This window comes from Halorubrum halophilum (assembly GCF_000739595.1).
GTDB classification, from domain to species: Archaea; Halobacteriota; Halobacteria; order Halobacteriales; family Haloferacaceae; genus Halorubrum; species Halorubrum halophilum.
In genome coordinates, this window is the sequence record NZ_BBJP01000006.1 from 49,219 (window position 1) to 70,728 (window position 21,510).

Here is a 21,510-nt window from a genome sequence, read left to right on the forward strand (position 1 = left end):
GCCGCGAGCCGACCTTCGGGCGCCTCTCTCTCACGCTGGACCCTGTTCTCACACCGCGCGATCAAAACGAACGATTCGTCTCGCCGGCGGCGTCGGCGTCGAACGGGCCGACCGTCGAAACCGCGGCCGCGCCGGCCGCGTTCCCGATCGCCGCCAACGCTTCGAGATCCGAGACACCGTCGTGCCGCGCGGCGAGGACCGCACCGGTGAACGCGTCGCCGGCGCCGGCCGCGGTCGCGACTGTGGCCGCCGGCGGCGTCGCAGTCGCGTGCGCAGTGATCGCACCGTCGTCCACGGTTATCGCGGTCGTCTCCGCCGCGCCGTCGGTGATGAACGCCGTCGCCGAGTGATCCGACGGAAGCAGTTCGAGCAGTCCCGCAGGCGTGGGATCGAGGCCTGCCACCGCGAGGTCGTCCGCCCCGGCGAAGATCAGGTCACAGTGCTGCAGCACGTCTCGGAGCGCCTGTTGATAGGCGTCGGGAGCGGACCACTGGTTCGTGCGCCCATTTAAATCGAAGGAGACACGGGTGCCGTTCTCCGCGGCCGCCTCCGCGAGCCGTCGAACCGCCGTCTGGTTCACTTCGGCCGGGAGTGTCACACCCTCCAAGTGGACCCACTGGTAGGGCGCCACGAGCGCCGCCGGATCGGCGGGCGGGGTGAAGCCGTAGCAGCTCCCGGCTATCCAGGCGGTCCAGCCCTCGTCGTCTTCCGTCGCGACGAACAGCGTGAGCGGTGATGTCGCGTCGACCCGCGTCACGTGTGTCGTGTCGACTGGCCCATCTGTGAGGTGTTGGGCGGCCATCTCGCCCATCACGTCGGTCCCAATATTCGTGACGAGGCCGGTCTCACTGCCCAGCGAGGCCGCCCATCGCGCGACGTTCGTCGCCGTCCCGCCGACGTGCCACTCGAAGCTGCTCCCGGGTGCGATCGACGTCGCGTCCGTCGGGTAGAGATCGATCGTCGCGTCGCCGACGACCAACACGCCCCGTTTGCCGTTGCTCATCGCCTCGGTCCCGTTCGTTTGTCGGGTTCGCGTGCCGGACGAGCGTTACCCTTCGAGCCCTTCGTGCCGATCATCGGCTCAAACTGACCCGCTTCACCCATGTCGTCTGAGAGATATCCACGACACGCACCTGTGTCTTCCTCTTCGACAGAGCCGCAACACCGGAATCACTGCTAAAGCGCTCAAAAGAGATTCATAACTGTCGGTGCCTCGGAGAATCGCCGGACGAAAGCCACTGACTACAGCCGTAGTGTGTGTCACGAGAATACCCCTCACGAATTTCCAGCAGCTTAATACCGCTAGACTGCGAAGATGGATTGGGACACCGGTCGCAAACCAGCTTGTGTGCCAGCACCTGTGTTTTGCAACGTCCGGGTCCCCCTTTTGAACACTGAGCGACCGCCACGCGACTCGCCGCGGCCGACGATCTCGCCGCGGGTCCCGGCGATCACCCTACTGAACCCCCGAAAGGCACCGCCTACTAAACCCGGCACCGGGCCAACCGGGAGCCATCATGGACGCACAGCGTGTGCTCGTTACGGGAGGCGGCGGATTCATCGGCGGCGCGCTCGTCGACTCGCTCCGCGGTGACGTCGAGGTCCGCGTCCTCGACGTGGATCCGGGAACCGATTTGCCGGACGACGTTCGAGCGATCGAAGGCGACATCCGGGACCGAGAGATCCTCGACGAGGCGGTCGCCGGGGTCGACGTGGTGTTCCACCAAGCCGCCCTCGTGAGCGTCGCCGACTCGGTGGAGCGCCCCGTGGAGAGCCACTCCGTCAACGCGACCGGCACGCTGCGCGTGCTCGAAGCCGCCCGGACCCACGACGCGCGCGTCGTCTTGGCGTCGAGCGCCGCGATCTACGGCGACCCCGACGGTGTCCCCGTCTCGGAGACAGCGACGCTCGCGCCCGGCTCGCCGTACGGGCTCCAGAAGCTCGCGTCCGACCACTACGCCCGGCTGTACCACGAGCTGTACGACGTGGAGACGGTCGCGCTCAGGTACTTCAACGTGTACGGCCCCGGCCAGACCGGCGGCGACTACGCCGGCGTCATCGAGGCGTTCCTCGAACAGGCGCGAAGCGGCGACCCCATGACGGTCCACGGAGACGGCCAACAGACCCGCGACTTCGTCCACGTCGACGACGTGGTCCGGGCGAACCGCCTCGCGGCCGAGACCGACGCGGTGGGAGTCGGGTACAACGTCGGGACGGGCGAGTCGGTGACGATCACCGAGCTCGCCGAGCGCGTGCGGGAAGCCGTCGGAAGCGACTCGGCGATCGTCCACACCGACGCCCGCGAGGGGGACGTTCGACACAGCAAAGCCGACATTTCTCGCGCGAGAGAGCGACTCGGATACGAGCCGACCGTCGACCTCGCGACGGGGCTCGACACGCTCGTCCGCGGGGAGTAAAAGGACCCCTCAGCGGCTTAGCGACTCCGTAACAATAGCCCCGAGAGCGGTACGCCGGGACAGTGACACGGCGCGTCCGATCGGGACGCGCCATCGCTCCGACCATGAACTCACAGCTCGCTTCGCTCAGCAGACGGTCGACCGATCAGCCGACCGATCAGTCGATCGGTCGAGGACAGCCCACCGAACGACACCCGACCCGGCGGCCCTCACCGACCCGACCGGCTCCGCCGACGCGATAACGGATGGCGGACGATTCCCCACGCGTCGTCGTCGTCTCCCAGCACTACCCGCCCGACCGATCCGGCAACGCTTCCCGAGTGAGCGACACCTGTTCGCACCTCGCCGAGGGCGACTGGGACGCCACGGTGCTCGCCCCGCCGCCGGCGTTTCCCCACGGACAGTTCGATCGCTCCTGGAAGCGCAAGACGACGGAGACGGTCGACGGCGTCACCGCTCACCGGCTCTGGGCGTGGCAGCCGACGTCGGAAGATCCCGGATTCCTCGCGCGGATGGCCTACTACGTCCTGTTCCCGCTGCACGCGTTCCTCTGGCTGCTGATCCATCGCCGCGAGTACGACGCGATCGTCACCTCCTCCCCGCCGATCTTCACCGGGCTGGCGGGACTCCCGTTCGGCCTGCTGACGAATACGCCGTGGATCGTCGACGTCCGCGACCTCTGGATCGACGCCGCCGTCGGTCTCGGGTTCATCGACGAAGGAGGCGCGATCGAACGCGCGAGCCGGTGGTACGAGGGGCTCGTCCTGCGGACCGCCGACCGCGTCACCGTCACGACGCGGGTGCTCGGCGAGGACCTCGTCGACCGGTACGGCCTCGACGAGGAGACCGTCCGACACCTGCCGAACGGAGTCGACACCGAGGCGTTCCGACCCGCGGACGCGGACCGCGAGCCGACGATCGTCTACACGGGGAACGTCGGCCACGCCCAGGACCTGGCCGCCTGTATCCGCGCTATGTCGTCGGTCGAGTCCGACGACGCGACCCTCCGGATTATCGGCGACGGGGACACGAGGGACCGGCTGGAGCGACTGGTCGCCGAGGAAGAACTGGGCGACCGCGTCGAATTCACCGGGCTCGTGCCGCGTGAGACGATCCCGGGGATCCTCGACGGCGCGATGATCGGCGTCGCCCCCCTGAAACGCGACGACACGCTGGAGTACGCGGTGCCGACGAAGGCGTACGAGTATATGGCCTGCGAACTCCCGGTCGTCGCCACCGGCGTGGGGGAGATCGAGGCGCTGATCGACGAGTCCGGCGGCGGCCTGTTCGTCGACAACGACGCGGAGAGGCTCGCGGCCGCCTTCGACGATCTGCTGTCAGACGCCGAGCGCCGAGACAAGTTCGGCGCCAGCGGCCGGGCACACATGGCCGAGCGGTACGATCGCGGGGTCGTCGCTCAGGAACTCGGCCGGATCCTCGACGAGGTGGCCGGGCGATGAGCGACTCGTTCCGAACCCCGGCAGAGCGGCGCGAAAACGGCGCTGACGCGCCGGTCGGAGGGGACGTACCGGCTACACCGAAGTGGGGACGCGGCGGTTCGAGCCGAGATCACGGCGGCTCGGACGACGGCCGGGGCCTGCTCCGACGCCCCGAAGATTGGTCGATCGCGTCCCACACGATTTACAACATGAAGCCGGTCCAACTCGCCGGGATCGTCGAGCGTCGGCTCCGGCACGCCGTCGTTCCGCGGCTCCCGATCGACTTCGACGAGCGGTACGACCGACGGGTCCCCGACGACCTCTCGATCACGCCCGGCCCGATCCGCGCCAACCTCGATCGGCTCCGGGAGAGCCTCTCGGAGACCGAGCGCGCGGACTACCGCGCGGCGGCCGACGAGGCGGCCGACGGCCGGTACACGTTCCTTGATCACACGATCGACTTCGGCGACCGCATCGACTGGGACCGCGAGGCGATCGACGAGCGGCCGATCTTCTGGCGGCTCAAACTCGCCTCGTTCGAGGGGTTCGAGTGGCTCGCCCTCGGTCACGGGTCGCCGTCCGGGCTCGACGACCGCCGGTCGCGGCTCGAAGCGCAGGCGTTCGACTTCGACGCCTCGAATCCGATCGGCGAGGCGGCGTACCTCCGACGCTCGTGGACTCCGCACTCGGTGTCGCTCCGGATACTCGCCTGGTCGCGCTACGTCGCCTGGTGTGCCGGCGACGAGGAGATCGAGGTCCCCGACCGTCTGATCCGGATGATCTACCGGAACGCGCTGTTCCTCGCGAACCACGTCGAACACGAGATCGGCGGCAACCACCTGATCGAGAACGCCGCGGCGCTGAGCGCGGCGGGCGTGCTCTTCCGCGACCACGACACCGGATGGGTGCGAGCGGGCCGGAAGCTGCTCAAGCGCGCCGGAAACCGGCAGTTCCTCGCCGACGGCGGGCACTTCGAACGCAGCCCGATGTATCACGCCACAGTCCTCCGGCGGTACGCGACCGCGACCGACCTCCTGTCGGCGGTCGGGCGCCCGACGACCGCGGTCGGAACCGTCGCCGAGCACGCGATGGGATTCCTCTCGTCGCTCGTCGAGCCCTCGGGAGAGATCCCCCTGTTGAACGACTCGGTCCACGGGGAGGCGATCCGCGCGGCCACCTGTCTGGCGTACTGTCGGGCGTGCTCGCTGACGCCGGCGATACGCTCGCGGCACCACCCGGCGGGCTCCGGCTACCGGACGCTCTCGACGGGCGACGGGACCCTCCTCTTCGACGTGGGCGACGTGGGGCCGCCGCACCTCCCGGCACACTCGCACAACGACCAACTCGGCGTCCTGCTGTGGGTCGACGGCCGACAGGTGCTCGCGGACACGGGCGTGTACGACTACGGGGCGAACGCGCGCCGGCAGTACGCCCGCAGCGTGGCGGCCCACAACACCGCGCAGTACGACGGGATCGAGCCGATTCCGACCGCCGGCAGCTACATGCTGGGCAAGCGCACGAACGTCGCGGTCGAGGCCGACGAACACGACCGGATCGCCGCTAGCCACGCCCGGGACTCGTTCGCCGGCCCCTCGTACGAACACCGTCGATCGGTGGCGACGAGGGGGGAGGAATCGGGAGCGGCGCCGAAGTCGGCGTCGGACTCGGCCCCGGGAGCGGAGACGGCCCCGGGTTGGCGGATCATCGACCGAGTCACCGGAGACCCGGACGCGACGTACACCGTCCGCTACCACTTTCACCCGAGCGTCGATGTGCACGGAGCGCCCGTGGCGCCTCACGATGCGGCGCCGGACGCCGACCCCGATCCAGAGAGCGAACTCCGGTCGGGGACTGAGGGGTTCGCGATCCGCGCCGACGGCGACCGGATCGCGTCGCTCCGGTTCCCCGGAACGGAGCGCGTGCGACTCACGGAATCGCCCTACTTCCCGGAGTATGGCCAAGAGCGACTCCGGCCGATGATCGCGGTCACGAAGCCGACGGGCGAGGAGGTACGGACCCTCCTGACGGTCGACTCGGAGGCCGGGTAGGCGGGCACTAAGGAGGGAGAGGTCCCGTTAAACCCCTTAGCGGGCGGTTAACTCGAACTAATTGCGATCGGTGACGATACATCGACGGTCGATTCCGGGAGTGAGTGTTGCAGATCGGTGGTGGCAAGAGCGTATTTAAAAAGACATGAGCGATCGTGAGATAGCTTATAAAGAACGATGCGGTGGCGCGCCCCGGTGAGCGGCCCAGCGGGCCGCTCACCGACGGTGCGAGGGAGTCGCTGGCGCCGACGGCGCCAGCGACGAGGCTGGGGAGGTGTGAGGTGCTGTGCGGTGCGGGGCGGGACTCAAAGGGGCAGTCGCCGGCGGCTTCGCCGCCGGCTGCCAGAGGCGCGAAGCGCCTCGCTGCCGCGAGGACGGTGCAGGCGACGTAAGCACCGCAGCGAAGGAGCGGTAGCGACTGAGTGAGGAGCGCAGCGAGCGTGCACCGTCCTCAGCGACTGGGGCTTTGGCAGTGTTCACCGCAGCACTATCGATCGCTTATAAACAGCCGACAGCAACACCACTCGATCACTTATAAACCACCACTCACCCAACTCGCTATACTCACTCCCGCTATCGATCAAGAGGCGCTCTTCAGCGAATGGCCGATCCGGAATCGAACATCTCCGAAGAATCGGATTTCGACAGCCGCTGATCCCCGACCCCTAATCGCTGGTCCCCGACCAACCGCTCAGCGTCCGACGACCGCCCGCAGCGCGAACAGCGCGTTCGACTTCCGCTCTCTGATCCGCCGGTAGAAGTACGAGAACCACTTGGAGCCGTACGGGATGTACTGGTACACGTCGGCGTCGACGTCGGGGTCGGCAGCGAGGTCGAACTGCTCCGTCTCGCGGACGCCCATCAGCATCTGGACCTCGTAGGGGGTCCCGTGTTCCGCGTGGAGCTCCTTCGCGTACTCGATCATCGCGGGGTCGTGGCTCCCGACGGCGACCCCGTCGTCGAACGCCTCGAACATGTACGCGAGGCAGTCGCGGTACGACTCGTCGACGCGGGCCTTCTTCTTGTAGGATATCTCGGCGGGCTCGTCGTACGCGCCCTTCACGAGCCGGACCTTCCCGGGGAGGTCCGCGAGCCGTTCGAGGTCCTCGCGCGTGCGCTTCAGGTTCGCCTGCACGCAGACGCCGACGTTCCCGTCGGTCGCGGTCGCGTGGCGCTCGAACGCGTCGAGCGTCACGTCCGTGGTCTCGTGGTCCTCCATGTCGATCCAGACGAAGGTCCCGGTGTCGTCCGAGCCGGCTGCAGGGGAGCCGTTGGCCGCCTCGACGATCCGCGCGAGGTTCTCCCGGAAGGCGTCGTCGCCGATGTCGAGGCCGATCTGGCTCGACTTCACGGAGACGCAGGCGTCGAGGTTCCGGTCGGCGATCGCCTCGACGAGGTCGATGTACGCGTCGGCGTCGGCGGCGGCGGCGGACCGCTCCTCGTAGTGTTCGCCGAGGAGGTTCAGGATGCCGGCCACGCCGCGCTCGTTGAGGGATTCGACGTGCGCGAGCGCCGCCTCCGGCGTCTCCCCGGCGACGAAATTGCTCGCGATGGGCGGTATCATACGATCACCGGAGTTCCCGACGGGGATATAAGGGCACCCGACCAATTATTTCTTGATATATTCGCGGATGAAAACCCGTTACAGCAAATATTGTGCCACGTAAAGGGTGATATCCGTCTGCACCGACCATGGGCGGGTAGGGTTTCAGATACCCGTACGTCCACGGACCCTACAGGTAACATATGTCACGAGATATCATGGACCAGACTGACCGGAGAACGCTACTGAAACTGACGGGCGGAGCGGGTCTCGTCGGCCTCGCGGGCTGTCTCAGTACGACCGACGACGGGGGAGACGGATCCGACGGCAGCGATGGCGACGACGGCGCGGACGGCAGCGACGGAAGCGACGGCGAGAACGGCAGCGATACCGACGACGGAAGCGACGGCGGGGACACCGACGCGTACGAGATCGGGATGGTCGACTCGCTGACCGGGTCGCTGTCGGCGTTCGGGGAGCGCAACCAGCGTGGCGTCGATCTCGCCTTACAGCGGGTCAACGAGGTCGGAATCGACGGGCGCGAACTCGACCTGATCGTCGAGGACTCCGAGAGCGAGAACCAGGGCGGCATCGCGGCCGCCCAGAAGCTTGTCAACCAAGACGGAGTCCCGTTCCTCATCGGCGCGGTCGGCTCCGGCGTCTCGCTCGCGATCTACGAGAGCGTCGTCGAGGACACCGACGTGGTCCAACTGAGCCAGAACTCCACGGGGCTCAACCTCACGGACTTCCCCGGGCTGCTCCGGATGTCGCCGTCGGGCCGCAGTCAGTCGCTCGCGCTCTCGAACCTCATCGCCGACGACGGCTACGACGAGGTGGCGATCACCTACGTCAACAACGACTACGGACAGAGCCTCACCGACGCGTTCGTGGAGGCGTGGGACGGCGACATCGCGTACAACAATCCGCACGACCAAGAGCAGCAGTCCTACTCGGGGGTCATCTCCGAGATGAACAGCTCCGGCGCGGACGCGTGGCTGTTCATCACCTACCAGGCGGAGTTCACGACGATGGTCAACGAGGTGTTCTCGTCGGGCTACGAGGCGCAGTTTTACGGCGCCGACTCCGTCCAGGGCGACGGCGTTCTCGAGAACGTTCCCGAAGGGAGCATCGAGGGCATGAAAGTCGTGGTCCCCTCCGCGCCCGTCGAGGAGGAGAACTACCAGACGTTCGCCGCCGACTTCGAGTCGGAGTACGGCCAGCAGCCGACCTCGTGGGCGGCGTACGCGTACGACTGCGTGATCAACGCGGCACTCTCGATCCAGGCCGCCGACGAGTTCACCGGCGCAGCGCTACAGGAGACCGTCCGGCGCGTCTCGGGCCCAGAGGGGGAAGAGGCGACCTCCTTCGAGGCCGCCAGCCAGATCCTCGCGGACGGCGGTGGTCCCGACGACGTCGATTACCAAGGGGTCAGCGGCCCCATCGACTTCGATGAGAACGGAGACCCAGTCGGTTTCCTTCAGGTCTTAGAGGTTCAAGACCACGCGTACGAGGGAATCGACTTCATCGAAGGCTAATCCCGATCGATGACCGTCCTCGGATATCTGGCTAACGGGCTGGTCTACAGTAGCATCATCGTCCTCGGCAGCATCGGGCTGTCGCTGGTGTACAGCATCGCCGACTTCGCGAACTTCGCGCACGGCGACACGATGACCATCGGCGCGTACTCGGCGTTCGTGACGCTTTCCGCCATCAGCGCCGTCGGCGGCCTCGGCGGCACGGTGTTGGGGCTCCCGTACGGTTTCTTCCCGGCCTTAGTCGTCGGGATCGCGGTCGCGGCGGTCGTCGCGATCGGCACCGAGAAGCTCATCTACGAACCGCTCGACGTCGACTCGATCGGCCTGCTGATCACGTCGATCGGGATCGCGTTCATCTACCGCGCAGCGGTCCAGATCCGGTTCGGATCAGATGTCACCCGATTCGACATCCCGGCGTTACGGCCGATCGAGGCGCTGGTGCCGTACGGCGTCCGGGTGACGCTCCACGACGTGGCGATCGTCGGCTCGGCGGCGGTGCTCGTCGTCGGACTCCACGTTCTGCTCCAGTACACCGACCTCGGTCGGAAGATGCGGGCGATGGCGGACAACCCCGATCTCGCTCGGGTCAGCGGTATCCGGACGAAGCGGGTCAAGCTGTGGACGTGGGTCATCGGCGCCGGGCTCGCCGGCGCGGGCGGAGTGTTCCTCGGGCTGTTCAACCAGCTCTCGCCGCGGATGGGATTCAACCTCCTGTTGGTCATCTTCGCAGCGGTGATCCTCGGGGGAATCGGCTCCGTCTACGGCGCGATGGCAGGCGGCTTACTCATCGGCATGATCACCCAGTTAACACCGGTGTTCTCCAACGTGATCGAGGCGCTACCGATATGGCCGGGATGGCTTGCGACCCTGCTTGAGAACTTGATCAGCATCGAGTACGCGAACGCGATTGCGTTCGTGATCATGGTCGTGGTGCTGTTGGTCCGGCCAAACGGAATCGCCGGGGAGGGAGCGACATGAGCCTCGTCGACGATCCGAGAGGAGCGCTGGCGGATCTGACACGCCCCGAGGCGTGGGTGCTCGGCGTCAGCGCCGCGTTCGCGCTGTTCCTGTTCGTCTCGCTGCTCACCGGCGCGCTCGGCCCGAGTTACTTCCTGTTCCTGGTCGGGCTCGCCGGGATGTACGCGCTGTTGTCCTTCGGGCTGAACGCCCAGTGGGGGTTCACCGGACTGATCAACTTCAGCGTCGCCGCATTCTTCGGGATCGGCGCGTACGGTTCCGCGCTGATGACCGCGAGTAGCTCGCCGATCGCGGGCGGGTTCAACCCGCTCGTCGGGCTCGCCGTCGCGCTCGTCGTCGCGTTCGTGCTGGCGCTGTTGATCGGTATCCCGACGCTCCGGCTCCGGGCCGACTACCTCGCGATCGCGTCGCTCGGGCTGGCGGAGGTCGTCCGGCTGATCGTTCTCAACGAGCGCTGGCTGACGAACGGGAGCGGAGGGGTGCGAGGAATCCCGGGATTCTTCCAAGGATGGCCGGTCCTCTCGACGTTCCCGGAGGCGATGCCCGGGCTCCGCCTCGAGGTGATCCCCGGATCTCCGGTCCTTCTAGAGACGGCGTTCTGGCAGGCGTCGCTGAACGTCCTGTTGGTGCTCATGTTCGCGGGGGCGGTGTACTTCGTCTTGCACCGCGCGCACCAGTCGCCGTGGGGGCGGGTGTTGCGGACGATCCGCTCGGACGAGGACCTCGCGCGAGCGCTCGGGAAGAACACCTACTCCTTTAAGATGCAGTCGTTCATCCTCGGCAGCCTGATCATGGCGCTGGCGGGCGTGTTCTACACCCACCTGAACCTCTACGTCGGGCCGGGCGATCTGGACCCGATCACGACGTTCTACGCGTGGGTCGCGGTGATATTGGGCGGCAGCGGCTCCAACCGCGGAGCGCTGTTCGGCGGTATCGTCATCGTCACCATCCGCGAGGGGACGCGCTTCCTCAACGACGCGGCTGCGCTGCCGATCGACCCCGCGCCGCTGCGGCTGCTGTTGATCGGGGTCGTGATCGTCGCGGTCATGCGCTACCGGCCGCAGGGGGTCCTCCCGCCGCAGCGGGAGCTGATCTGGCCGAGCGCCGTAGACGGGGGCGGGACGCCAGACACGCCGGAGAGCGGCGTCCGCGAGCAGAAGGGAGGTGGTGGCGATGAGTGAGGGCGCGCTCCCGAAGGAGGACGCGGTCCTCCGCGTCGACGACCTCCAGAAGTCGTTCGGCGGCCTCGCCGCCACTGACCACGCCACGTTCGCGGTCGAGCGCGGCACGATCACCGGGCTCATCGGCCCGAACGGCGCCGGGAAGTCGACGCTGTTCAACCTCATCTCCGGCTTCTACGAGCCGGACGGTGGGACCGTCGAGGTGAACGGGACCGACGTGACGGGGATGGAGCCGTACGAGGTGGCCGAGCACGGGCTCATCCGGACGTTCCAGACCCCCCGCAAGCTGGAGGGGATGACCGTCCGGGAGGCGATGTTAATCGGTCCCCGGAACCAGCCCGGCGAGTCCTTCGTCAACCTGTTCGCTCGGCCCGGAACGGTTGCGGAGAGCGAGTCCGCGAACCTCGCCGAGGCGGAGCGGATACTGGAGGAGTTCGAGATCGACCACCTCGCGACCCAGCCGGCGACCGACATCTCCGGCGGGCAGATGAAGCTCGTCGAGCTCGCGCGGGCGATGCTCGCCGAGCCGGAGGTGCTGCTGCTCGACGAGCCGGTCGCGGGGGTGAACCCGACGCTGGCGAAGAAGCTCAAAGAACAGGTCCGGCGGCTCAATGAGCAGGGGACGACGTTCCTGCTCATCGAGCACGACATGGAGTTCGTGATGGACTTGGCGGACCCGATCGTCGTCTTAGACCAGGGACACGTCCTGACCGAGGGGACGCCGGAGGAGGTCCGGAACGACGACCGCGTCATCGACGCGTACCTCGGAGGCGGCACATGATCGACGACACCACCCGGCCCGCAGGGGCCACCGACGGAGCCGATCCCGTGCTCTCGTTGTCGAACGTCGACAGCGGGTACGGCGAGGTGCAGGTGCTCGACGACTGCTCGGTCCGGCTCGACCCGGGCGAGATCGTCTGTCTCGTCGGCCCGAACGGGGCCGGGAAGTCGACGGTCCTCAAGACGGCGTTCGGGATGTTGACGCCGTGGACGGGGACGGTCGAGTACCACGGCCGCGACATCGGGGGGATGGCGCCCGAGGAGATCGTCCGCGAGGGTATCGGCTACGTCCCCCAGACCGACAACGTGTTCGGCTCGTTAACGATCGACGAGAACCTCCGGATGGGCGGCGTCGCCCGCGACGGCGGGCTCGAAGACGTGATAGAGACGCTGTACGACCGATTCCCGATCATCGACCGGAAGCGGACCGCCAAGGCGAAGACGCTCTCGGGCGGCCAGCGCCAGGTGTTGGCGTTCGCCCGCGCGCTCGTGATGGAGCCCGACGTGCTGCTCATCGACGAGCCGTCGGCGGGGCTCGCGCCGAACACCGCCGACGACGTGTTCGAGGATGTCCAAGAGGTCAACGACATGGACACCGCGATCCTGATGGTCGAACAGAACGTGACGAAGGGGCTCGGCATCTCCGACCGGGGGTACGTCCTCGATCAGGGGACCGTCCGGTTCGAGGGCACGCCGGAGGAACTGCTCAACGACGAGGAGGTTTCTCAGCTGTACCTCGGCGGCTGAGTCCCCGCCGTCTCTCTGTCACCCGAACCCCGATCAAAATAGCATGTCATCCGGTATCGGTCGATACGCGTTCGCGCTCGCTCCCCTCCTAGCGGCGGCGCTGTGGGGCGGAATGTACGTCGTCAGCAAGTGGGGGTTCGAGCTGATCCCGCCGGTGACGCTCGGCTTCCTCCGGGTCGCGGTCGGCGGCGGCGCGCTCTGGATCGTCGTCGCCGGCCGGGGCGGTTCCACGCCGTCCCGCGACGAGTGGCCGACGTTCGTCGCGCTGGGCGGGTGGGTGACCCTGACGATTGTCACCCAGTTCGTCGGCACGGAACTGACCAACGCCAGTCAGGGCTCGCTGCTGACGGTTCTCACACCCGTCTTTACCGTTCTGCTCGGCGCGGCGGTGCTCGGCGAGCGCGTCACGACGGCGAAGGCGGGCGGGATGACCGTCGCCGGGGTCGGGACCGGAGTCGTGATCGCCGGCCAGTACGACCTCGGATCGATGGCCGCCGGCAACGCCGCCGGCGTGGCGCTGCTCCTGGTCGCCAGCGCGACGTGGGCCGGCTACACCGTCTGGGGGCTGCCCGTGGTGAGGCGCCACGGCGCGCTGCGCGCGGCGACGTACTCCTCGCTGGCGAGCCTCCCGATACTCGGCGTCCTCGCAGTCGGCGAGCTGTGGTACCTCGGCCTCTCCCCGACCGACATCCCGGTGACCGCGGAGTCGACCGCCGCCGTCCTGTACCTCGGGCTGGCGTCGACGGCGGCGGCGTGGTTCCTCTGGTACAAGGGCTTAGAGTACGTGCCCGCGGGGACGGTCGCCGTCTTCTTCTTCGCACAGCCCGCCGTCGGGGCGGCGCTCGGCGCGGCGCTGCTCGGCGAGGCGCTCGGACCGGGATACCTCGTCGGCGGCGCGCTGATGACCGCCGGGATCTGGGCCGTGAGCCGGGAGCGCGCGGGAACCACGGAAGAGACGCCGGACGTGGCCGCGGAGTGATCCGCGGGCGACCGCACGGCGACCATCCCCCCCCTACGTCGCCCGCTTCTCCAGTTCGCCCGTGAGCCCGGCGGCGTCGAACTCGTGGTCGGGCCGGATCGCGACGAAGTCGAGGAACCGCCGGGCGGCCAGAATCTCGTCGGTCGAGTAGCTGTCGAGCGCGGCGTCGACGGCGTCGGCCGCGCCGATCAGGGGCTCCAGCGCGGCGAGGGCGCTCGCGAGGTCGTACGACCGCGCCGACTCGCGGCCCTCCTCGCTCACGCTCGTCGCGTCGATGACGTAGAGGTCGCCGTCGCGAACGAGGACGTTCTCCGCGCGGAGGTCGCCGTGGGCGAGCCCGGCGTCGTGAATGGTTCGGAGGGTCCCGAACAGCGCCGGGGCGAGCGCGGCCACGTCTCCGGTGTCGAGCTCGTCGAGCGTCCGGAACTCGGGGAGGTACTCCAGCACGACGACGCCGAGGTCGCCGACCTCCAGGGCCTCGATCGGTTCCGGGGCGTTGACGCCGATCTCGCGGACCTTCCGGGTCGCCTCCAGCTCGTGGCGCGCCATCTCGTAGGGGGTCTCGTAGCGCTCGAAGAAGCCCTCGGTGCCCGCGGAGAAGGCGCCGAGGTTGCGTCCGGTGGTGAACAGCGCGTGGACGAGCGTGTTCTGGCGGGTGATCACCTTCACGAACAGGTCGTCGTCGATCACCATCGGCGTCGACAACCAGTTGTCGGCGTCGAGGAACCGCACCCGCATCTCGTCGCGGTCGTACCGGTCTGCCAGCTCGCGGACGACCCGCTCGATGTCGGGCCAATCCACGCGACCGCGTACGATCCGACGAAGCTCCATGGACCGACCGAGGCGACCGCGACTGATAAATGGTCACGTCAGACTCACCAGAATCGATCACGGTCGTTCGTACTGTTTATGCCGTCGCGTCGCAATTCTTGCGCATGGACTTCGAGCTGCCCGCGGAACACCGGATGATCCGCGACACCGTGCGGGAGTTTTGCGAGGAGGAGATCCGGCCGATCGCCCAGGAGATCGAGGACGAACACCGGTTCCCCGACGAGGTGTTCGCCGATCTCAACGACCTAGATATGATGGGCGTCCCGATCTCGGAAGAGTACGGCGGGCTCGGCGGCGACCAGCTCATGTACGCGCTGGTCACCGAGGAGCTCGGCCGCGTCTCCGGCGGGATCGGGCTCTCGTACGCCGCCCACACCTCGCTCGGCGCGAAGCCGATCGAGTTGTTCGGGACGCCGGCACAGAAGGAGGAGTGGCTCCGACCGCTCGCCGAGGGCGGCGAGCTCGGCGCGTGGGCGCTCACGGAGCCCGGCAGCGGCTCCGACGCCTCGGACATGGACACGACCGCCGAGCACGACGCCGACGCCGGCGAGTACGTGCTGAACGGGACGAAGCAGTTCATCACGAACGCGAACGTCGCCAACAGCGTGCTGGTAAAGGCCGTCACCGATCCGGACGCCGGCTACGACGGGATCTCGACGTTCATCGTCGATCCCGACGACGACGGGTTCGAGGTGACCACGGTCTGGGACAAGATGGGCCTCAACTGCTCGCCCACCTGCGAGATCTCGCTGGACGACGTGCGGATCCCGGAGGACCGCCTGCTCGGCGAGGAGGGCGAGGGGTGGACGCAGACGATGAAGACGCTCGACGGAGGACGAATCTCCATCGCCGCGCTCTCGGTGGGGCTCGCGCAGGGCGCCTACGAGGCCGCCAAGGAGTACGCCGGCGAGCGCGAGCAGTTCGGCAAGCCGATCGCGAAGTTCGACGCGATCCGCGACAAGGTGGTCCACATGCACCGGCAGACCGAGCGCGCCCGCTTGCTCACGCACAAGGCGGCGACGACGTACGACGCCGGCGACGAGGTGACGCGGGAGTCCGCGCTGGCGAAGCTCGACGCCAGCGAGGCCGCCCGTGAGGTGGCCGAGGAGGCGGTCCAGACGCTCGGCGGCTACGGGTACACCACCGACTTCGCGCCGCAGCGCTTCTACCGCGACGCGAAGCTGATGGAGATCGGCGAGGGAACGAGCGAGATCCAACACGTGGTGTTGGGCCGCGAAATCGGGCTCTAAGTACCGTTCACTGCCCCGAACTGCGACACCAACTCCCGTTATCCCTCGCCGCTACGCCTGTACTGAGCGATCGAGGTCTGACGGTCCCCGTTTCCCTATTCTCCGTCCCGCGCTCGCAGTTCGGCGAGCACGCCGGCAGTACCGTCCATGTACGAGTCTTCCAGCACGACATCGGCCGCGTTCCGGGCGGCGCCGTCAGCGTTGGCGACCGCGTACGACTCGCCGGCGACCGCGAAGGTGGACGCGTCGTTCTCGCTGTCGCCGACCGCGACGAACTCGTCGGGGTCGATCCCGAGCGCGTCGCCGACGCGTTCGAGCCCGATCCCCTTGCTCACGCCCGTCGCCTTGACGTGGTACGCGTAGCCGGTGTCGACGACTTCCACGTCGCCGCCGGCGGCCGCGGCGACCTCGCGCAGCAGCGGCTCGTCGGCGTCGAGCGACAGCGCCACCTCCGTCTCGCGCCAGCGGTTCACCGTGTCTCGGGCGCCCCAACCGGGGTCGCCGCCGCGCTCGCGGAACGCCTCGACGACGGCCCGCGGGGCCTCGGAATCGCCGAGCACCGTCGTCTCGCCGTCGACGTGCACGACGCCGCCGTTCTCGGCGATGACGGTTTCCGCGCGCCCGAGGAAGTGCGACAGCGCGACCGGGTACGGGAACGCCTTCCCAGTCGCGAGCACCACGGGAGCGTCCCAGTCCGGTAGCAACTCGAAAGCGCGCGCGTCGATCCGGCCGCTCGCCGTCGTCAGCGTCCCGTCGATGTCCAGCACGAGGGGCGGAACCATACCGGACGTGCGGCGACGACGCGCAACTATCTTCCGTTCGTAGGCGACAAAATAGTGCTAATAATACGGTTCTGTTGAAACATTGAGAAGTTGGTATGTTACAGTTTCAATCGCTCAGTAAAGGAACAGCGGTGAGTGATAGCGGGAGTGGGTATGGTACGCCGCGAGTGGTGTCGTTTATAAGTGATCGAGTGATGTTGCTGTCGGCTGTTTATACGTGATTGGTGGTGCTGTGGTGACGGCTTTCAAAGCCCCAGCCGTGAGGACCTCCGAACGTCGTTCCTGCTCGCTTCGCTGCGCGGGCTGCGACGTTCGTGGTCCCGCTCGCTCCGCTCGCGGGACTCGCGCGGCTCGATGCGCTCCTCGGTCAATCGCTTCGCTCCTTCCCTGCGGTGCTTCCGTCGCCGTGCTTCGTCCTCACGGCTGCCCCTTTGAATCCCACCCACCCGCAACCGCACCGCAGCCTCACACCTCCCCAGCCTCGTCGCTGGCGCCGACGGCGCCAGCGACTCCCTCGCACCGTCGGTGAGCGGCCCGCTGGGCCGCTCACCGGGGCGCGCCACCGCATCGTTCTTTATAAGCGATCGTCACTGTCGCTCATGTCCTTTTAAATACGCTCCTGCCACCGACGATCTGCAATACCCACTCCCGCTATCGATCAAAAAGCGCTCTGTATCGACTGGCTGACTCAGACGGAATGCGTCTAAAGAATAGTTTCAACGGAGCCGACGCTACTCAAACCGACCACGAGGATCGATCGAACAGCTCGCGGAACACGAGCGTCGGAAACCGCGGGACGAGCCGGCTCGGCGGTCGTCCCTTCCCGTCGCTCTGGCGGGCCGTCACCCGGTCGAGCAGGCCCGCGTCCGCGAGTTCGTAGAGGACGCGCCGCACCGTCGAGGGCGACAGGTCGACCGCCTCGCGCGAGGCGATCGTCTCGGTCGCGGCGCTTACCGAGGCCCGATCGGCCTCCGGCAGACTCACGAGCTCGTAGAGGAGTCGACGCCGGCTCTCCGAGAGCGCGAGCACCCGCCCGAGCGCGACGCCGGGACGCGGGACCGCCTCGATCCCCGCGTCGAGGTCCTCCGGTCGCACCGTCGACGCGCCGGCGCGCTCCGCGGTGATGGCCGCGCCGACGATCGCGGCGAGCGCGTCGTGGGCGTCGCCGTCGGCCCACTCGCTGATCTCGCGGATCTGGTCGTGGGTGAGCGCGTCCCGCCCGAGCCCGGTGGAACACCGGCTCGTCAGCAGCTCGACGAGCACGTGGCGGCGGTACGGCTCGAACGCCACCGCCTCGTCCGGGTCCCAGTCGATCACCGCCGGGTCCTCACGGCCGAGACACACCGGAACGACCCGGTCGCTGACGGCCGTGAGCCACTCGACGACGGTCGTCGGGCTCGGCGTCTCCGGCTCGTCCACGTGATCGACCGCGACGACCAGGTCGGGGCCGGTCGCGATGGCGTCCCGCAGGGATTCGGCCACCTCGTCCGTGCCGACCCCGTGTTCGGGGACGGCGTCGTCGCTGATCGCGTCCAGCGTGGCGTGACAGATCCGGAACCGAGTCGACGCCCGCCGCGCGTCTACGTAGACGAAGCCCGGAAGCGTCGGCTCGACCGCGCGCGTCGACGTCTGTATCGCTCGTCGCGGGCCGCTGTGAGACGCGAGCCGCTCGAACAGCTCGGAGACGATAGCCGACTTCCCGCTTCCCTTCGGTCCGTGAACGTAGGCGCTCGGCGGGAGCGACCCGGCAAAGGCCGGCTCGAACACGTCGAGGAGCCGCTCGATCGCCGGTCCACGACCGACCGGAGAACCGGAGTGTGACACCGGGGAGACGGCGTCGATGTCCACGAGAACCCCGGCTCCGACGTCGTAGCCGAGCCGCCGCTCGATCCGGTCGTCGATGTTCACGGACGACCCTCCTCGATACTCCGATAAAACCGAAGCGAAGCGCGGTCGCTACCGCTCTGATCCGGATTTTGGCCGCGTCTCGCGTGACGTGTCATGATGGGTCCAGCGATTCGGTCATGTGCGCGTACAGCAGACGTTGCGACCGCACGACGGGCGTCCTGCGGTCGGGCCGGTTCGGGATGCCACGGACCCGGTCCGAGGCCGCTGCGGAATCGCTCCGAGACGATTCCCGCAAGCGGCGTTAGAGGTATCCGGCGTTCGGTAGCACGCCGAGGATCGCGAGGAGACCGACGACCAGCATCATGATCGCGATGGCCATCGCCGGCGGGTCGACGTGGGTTCCGGAGTGCGAGTAGAACAGCCGCTGGGTGACCTCGCCCACGAGGCCGCTGAGGGCCCCGAGAACGCCGGCCGCCAGCAGCGCGACCACGCTGCCCGCGACGGGGTCGATGACGACTGCACCCACCGCGCCGAGAAGCGTGATATGGTGAGTCACCGGGATCTTCTCGACCCCGAGGTTCAGGAACAGCAGGCTCATCGCGGAGATGCCGTAGCCGAGGAAGATGCTCCCCGTCTGGAGCCAGATGTAGCCGCCGAGGATGCCGCCGACGAGACCGATGGCGGTGACGCCCGACCACTTGTACTGGTGCGGGAGCCACGGCTCGGTCGCCGGGCGGCCGGCGTGTTCTTCCGGTCCGCCGTCGGCCTGCGGGTGGTCCTCGCCGCGCTCGAACGGCGACATGTCGAGGTAGCCGTCGCCCGCCGGCTTCCCGACGATCGGGTAGCCGAAGACGGGGCGCGCGAGGAACGCGGTCGCGAACACCGACACCGCGATGAAGTCGGTCGGCGGCGTCATCTCAAGCACGTTGATGAAGACGCCGTTCGCGACCTGCGTGAACAGCATCCCGATCACGCCGAAGATCGCTCCGACGGCGAGGATGTCGGGCTTCGTCCCGAACGCGTACGTGATGTCTTTCCCGAAGTGGTACCCGCCGTCTGCGGGGTTCATCTCGGGGTACTTCTTGCCGGCGTACGCCGAGGCGGCCACGCCGCCCGCGAACGCGATGTGCGGGCCGGTGATCGCCCCGAAGCCGATGACGCCGGTGATTCCGGCGGCGAGCTGTCCCGGTTCGATCGCCGGGACCCCCGAAGCGAGCTCTCGCTGGAGGATACCGATCCCCTCACCGAGGAAGACGACGAACCCGGTGAAGATGAACGCGGGCAGCGCGCCGATGGCGGCGCCGAACGCCCCGCCGGCGAGGGCGGTGATGAGGAGCAGCAGGAACGGCTCCACCTCCATCCCGATGACCGGGATCTGAAGGAGTAGCTCGTTCATCTACTCGTCCTCCTCGTCGACCGCCCAGTTCTTCGAGCGCTCGACCGCGTCGTCCCAGCGGCTGTACAGCTTGTCGACCTCACCCTGGGACTTCTCGGGGTTGAACTCGCGGTCGACCTGCCAGTTGTCGCGGAGCTCGTCGACGTTGTCCCAGTAGCCGACCGCCAGCCCGGCGGCGTACGCCGAGCCGAGCGCGGTGGTCTCGTCGACCTCCGGTCGCGCGATGTCCGTCTGGATGATGTCCGACTGGAGCTGACAGAGGAAGTTGTTCTTGACCGCGCCGCCGTCGACGCGGAGCGTCGTGGTCTCCACGCCGGAGTCGGCCTCCATGGCCTCGGCGATGTCGCGGGTCTGGTAGGCGATCGATTCGAGCGTCGCCCGGACGATGTGCTCCTTGCTCGTTCCGCGGGTCATCCCGACGATGGTGCCGCGGGCGCGGCCGTCCCAGTGCGGGGCGCCGAGCCCCGTGAAGGCGGGGACCATATAGACGCCGTCGGTCGAGTCGACCGAACGCGCCAGCTCCGCGGTCTGGGCCGCGTTGTTGATCAGGTCGACGTCCTCGAGCCACTCGATCGCGGCGCCGGTGATGAAGATGGACCCTTCGAGCGCGTACTGGACGGGCTCGCCGGACATCTGGAACCCGATCGTCGTCAGCAGTCCGTGGTCGGACTCGACGGCGTCGTTCCCCGTGTTCATCAGGTAGAACGAACCGGTGCCGTAGGTGTTCTTCGCGTCGCCCTCGTCGAAGCAGGTCTGGCCGAACAGCGCCGCCTGCTGGTCGCCCAAGGCGCCGGCGACCGGGACCTCCTCGCCGAGGAAGCCGTCGGCGTCCGTGTGGCCGTAGTAGTCCTCGTCGGAGGAGGGTCGTACCTCGGGCACCATCTCCTTCGGTACGTCGAACTCGTCGAGGAGTTCGTCGTCCCACTCCAAGTCCCGGATGTTGTACAGCATCGTCCGGGAGGCGTTGGTGACGTCCGTGATGTGGTTGCCCGTCAGGTTGTAGATGAGCCACGAGTCGATGGTGCCCATCACGAGCTCGCCGTCGCGAGCTCGGTCGCGGAGGTCGCCGCCCCGGGAGCTCTGCATCTTGAGCGGCTCGGCGTTGTCGAGGATCCACTCGGTCTTGGTCGCGGAGAAGTACGCGTCGGCCTCGAGGCCGGTCTTCTCGCGGATCTCCTCGACCTTGTCCGCCTCCTGCAGCTCCTCGACGCGGTCAGTGGTCCGTCGGTCCTGCCACACGAGGGCGTTGTGGACCGGTTTCCCGGAGTCTTTGTCCCAGACGATCGTCGTCTCGCGCTGGTTCGTGATCCCGATCGCGTCGAGCTGGTCCGCCTCCAGCCCCGCGTCGGCGAGGCCGTCGAGGACGACCTGTTTGGTGTTCTCCCAGATCTCGATGGGGTCGTGCTCGACCCATCCCGGGTTGGGGTAGATCTGTTCGTGCTGTTCGTACGCGTTCGCGACGACCTGGCCCGCATGGTCGAAGACCATGAACCGGGTACCGGTCGTCCCCTGGTCTATCGCACCGACATACTGTGTCATGTGTTGGATCCCTCCTGTGGCGCTGGTCCGCTTACGGGGTCGGCGCCGACCGCACGGCGGGCCTTGGTCCGGAGAGCAGTTCGCCCCCAAGCCACCGACCACGACGCCGCATCCGGCCCGTCTCCGGTCGAGCCACCGTCCGCGTCTCGACCGGCGAGCCGGTGTCGCCGCCGCCGCGACATATCTTCACGGAAGCTACCACGCCACTCGTGAACAT

At 67.8% G+C, this 21,510-nt stretch carries 17 protein-coding genes; 10 read left to right on the forward strand and 7 right to left on the reverse strand.

Annotation, left to right across the window (positions count from 1 at the left end):
• Positions 1-61: 61 nt before the first annotated feature.
• Positions 62-1,003, reverse strand: a complete 942-nt coding sequence (locus ACP96_RS02175; RefSeq protein WP_050031950.1) for a carbohydrate kinase family protein — start codon at positions 1,001-1,003, stop codon at positions 62-64.
• A 514-nt stretch (positions 1,004-1,517) separates the two neighbouring features.
• On the opposite strand from ACP96_RS02175, the gene ACP96_RS02180 reads away from it, so the two are divergent.
• From ACP96_RS02180 to ACP96_RS02190, 3 genes are all read left to right on the forward strand, one after another.
• The gene (locus ACP96_RS02180) at positions 1,518-2,417 is read left to right on the forward strand and encodes an NAD-dependent epimerase/dehydratase family protein (protein ID WP_050031951.1); all 900 of its coding nucleotides are present in this window, start codon (positions 1,518-1,520) and stop codon (positions 2,415-2,417) included.
• Between the two features lie 245 nt (positions 2,418-2,662).
• Positions 2,663-3,877 (forward strand): glycosyltransferase family 4 protein, encoded by a 1,215-nt coding sequence (locus ACP96_RS02185; protein ID WP_050031952.1) that lies wholly within the window; start codon positions 2,663-2,665, stop codon positions 3,875-3,877.
• Positions 3,874-5,904: an alginate lyase family protein gene (locus tag ACP96_RS02190; protein WP_050031953.1), complete on the forward strand. Its 2,031-nt coding sequence runs from the start codon at positions 3,874-3,876 to the stop codon at positions 5,902-5,904. The genes ACP96_RS02185 and ACP96_RS02190 overlap by 4 nt, the downstream gene beginning before the upstream one ends.
• A 691-nt stretch (positions 5,905-6,595) precedes the next feature.
• Here ACP96_RS02190 and ACP96_RS02195 read toward each other — a convergent pair.
• Entirely contained in the window at positions 6,596-7,468 is an 873-nt protein-coding gene (locus ACP96_RS02195) for a proline dehydrogenase family protein (protein ID WP_050031954.1), read from the reverse strand.
• Positions 7,469-7,650: 182 nt separating this feature from the next.
• Between ACP96_RS02195 and ACP96_RS02200 the strand changes: the two genes are divergently transcribed.
• The 6 genes from ACP96_RS02200 to ACP96_RS02225 are packed head-to-tail and all read left to right on the forward strand — an operon-like array spanning position 7,651 to position 13,647.
• Entirely contained in the window at positions 7,651-8,982 is a 1,332-nt protein-coding gene (locus tag ACP96_RS02200) for an ABC transporter substrate-binding protein (RefSeq protein WP_050031955.1), read from the forward strand.
• A 9-nt stretch (positions 8,983-8,991) separates the two neighbouring features.
• Positions 8,992-9,960, forward strand: a complete 969-nt coding sequence (locus tag ACP96_RS02205) for a branched-chain amino acid ABC transporter permease (protein ID WP_050031956.1) — start codon at positions 8,992-8,994, stop codon at positions 9,958-9,960.
• Positions 9,957-11,141 (forward strand): branched-chain amino acid ABC transporter permease, encoded by a 1,185-nt coding sequence (locus ACP96_RS02210; protein WP_050023446.1) that lies wholly within the window; start codon positions 9,957-9,959, stop codon positions 11,139-11,141. The genes ACP96_RS02205 and ACP96_RS02210 overlap by 4 nt, the downstream gene beginning before the upstream one ends.
• Entirely contained in the window at positions 11,134-11,922 is a 789-nt protein-coding gene (locus ACP96_RS02215; protein ID WP_050023453.1) for an ABC transporter ATP-binding protein, read from the forward strand. Before ACP96_RS02210 ends, ACP96_RS02215 begins: the two co-directional genes overlap by 8 nt.
• Entirely contained in the window at positions 11,919-12,668 is a 750-nt protein-coding gene (locus ACP96_RS02220) for an ABC transporter ATP-binding protein (RefSeq protein ID WP_050031957.1), read from the forward strand. The genes ACP96_RS02215 and ACP96_RS02220 overlap by 4 nt, the downstream gene beginning before the upstream one ends.
• A 43-nt stretch (positions 12,669-12,711) precedes the next feature.
• On the forward strand, positions 12,712-13,647 hold the full coding sequence (locus ACP96_RS02225; protein WP_050031958.1) for a DMT family transporter: 936 nt from the start codon (positions 12,712-12,714) through the stop codon (positions 13,645-13,647).
• Positions 13,648-13,680: 33 nt separating this feature from the next.
• Here the strand turns inward: ACP96_RS02225 and ACP96_RS02230 are convergent, their stop codons facing one another.
• Entirely contained in the window at positions 13,681-14,478 is a 798-nt protein-coding gene (locus tag ACP96_RS02230) for an RIO1 family regulatory kinase/ATPase domain-containing protein (protein WP_050031959.1), read from the reverse strand.
• Positions 14,479-14,582: 104 nt separating this feature from the next.
• On the opposite strand from ACP96_RS02230, the gene ACP96_RS02235 reads away from it, so the two are divergent.
• Positions 14,583-15,728 carry an acyl-CoA dehydrogenase family protein gene (locus ACP96_RS02235; protein WP_050031960.1) on the forward strand — a complete coding sequence of 382 codons (1,146 nt, stop codon included), beginning with the start codon at positions 14,583-14,585 and terminating at the stop codon, positions 15,726-15,728.
• Between the two features lie 95 nt (positions 15,729-15,823).
• Here ACP96_RS02235 and ACP96_RS02240 read toward each other — a convergent pair whose 3' ends face one another.
• The 4 genes from ACP96_RS02240 to glpK all read right to left on the reverse strand — a co-directional run bounded on the left by ACP96_RS02240 (position 15,824) and on the right by glpK (position 21,293).
• On the reverse strand, positions 15,824-16,510 hold the full coding sequence (locus ACP96_RS02240) for a phosphoglycolate phosphatase (RefSeq protein WP_050031962.1): 687 nt from the start codon (positions 16,508-16,510) through the stop codon (positions 15,824-15,826).
• A gap of 735 nt (positions 16,511-17,245) precedes the next feature.
• Positions 17,246-18,418, reverse strand: coding sequence for a Cdc6/Cdc18 family protein (locus ACP96_RS02245; protein ID WP_050031964.1), 1,173 nt, complete (start codon positions 18,416-18,418; stop codon positions 17,246-17,248).
• A gap of 241 nt (positions 18,419-18,659) precedes the next feature.
• The gene (locus tag ACP96_RS02250) at positions 18,660-19,754 is read right to left on the reverse strand and encodes a hypothetical protein (RefSeq protein ID WP_050031966.1); all 1,095 of its coding nucleotides are present in this window, start codon (positions 19,752-19,754) and stop codon (positions 18,660-18,662) included.
• On the reverse strand, positions 19,755-21,293 hold the full coding sequence (gene glpK, locus ACP96_RS02255; RefSeq protein ID WP_050023433.1) for a glycerol kinase GlpK: 1,539 nt from the start codon (positions 21,291-21,293) through the stop codon (positions 19,755-19,757).
• Between the last annotated feature and the right edge of the window lie 217 nt (positions 21,294-21,510).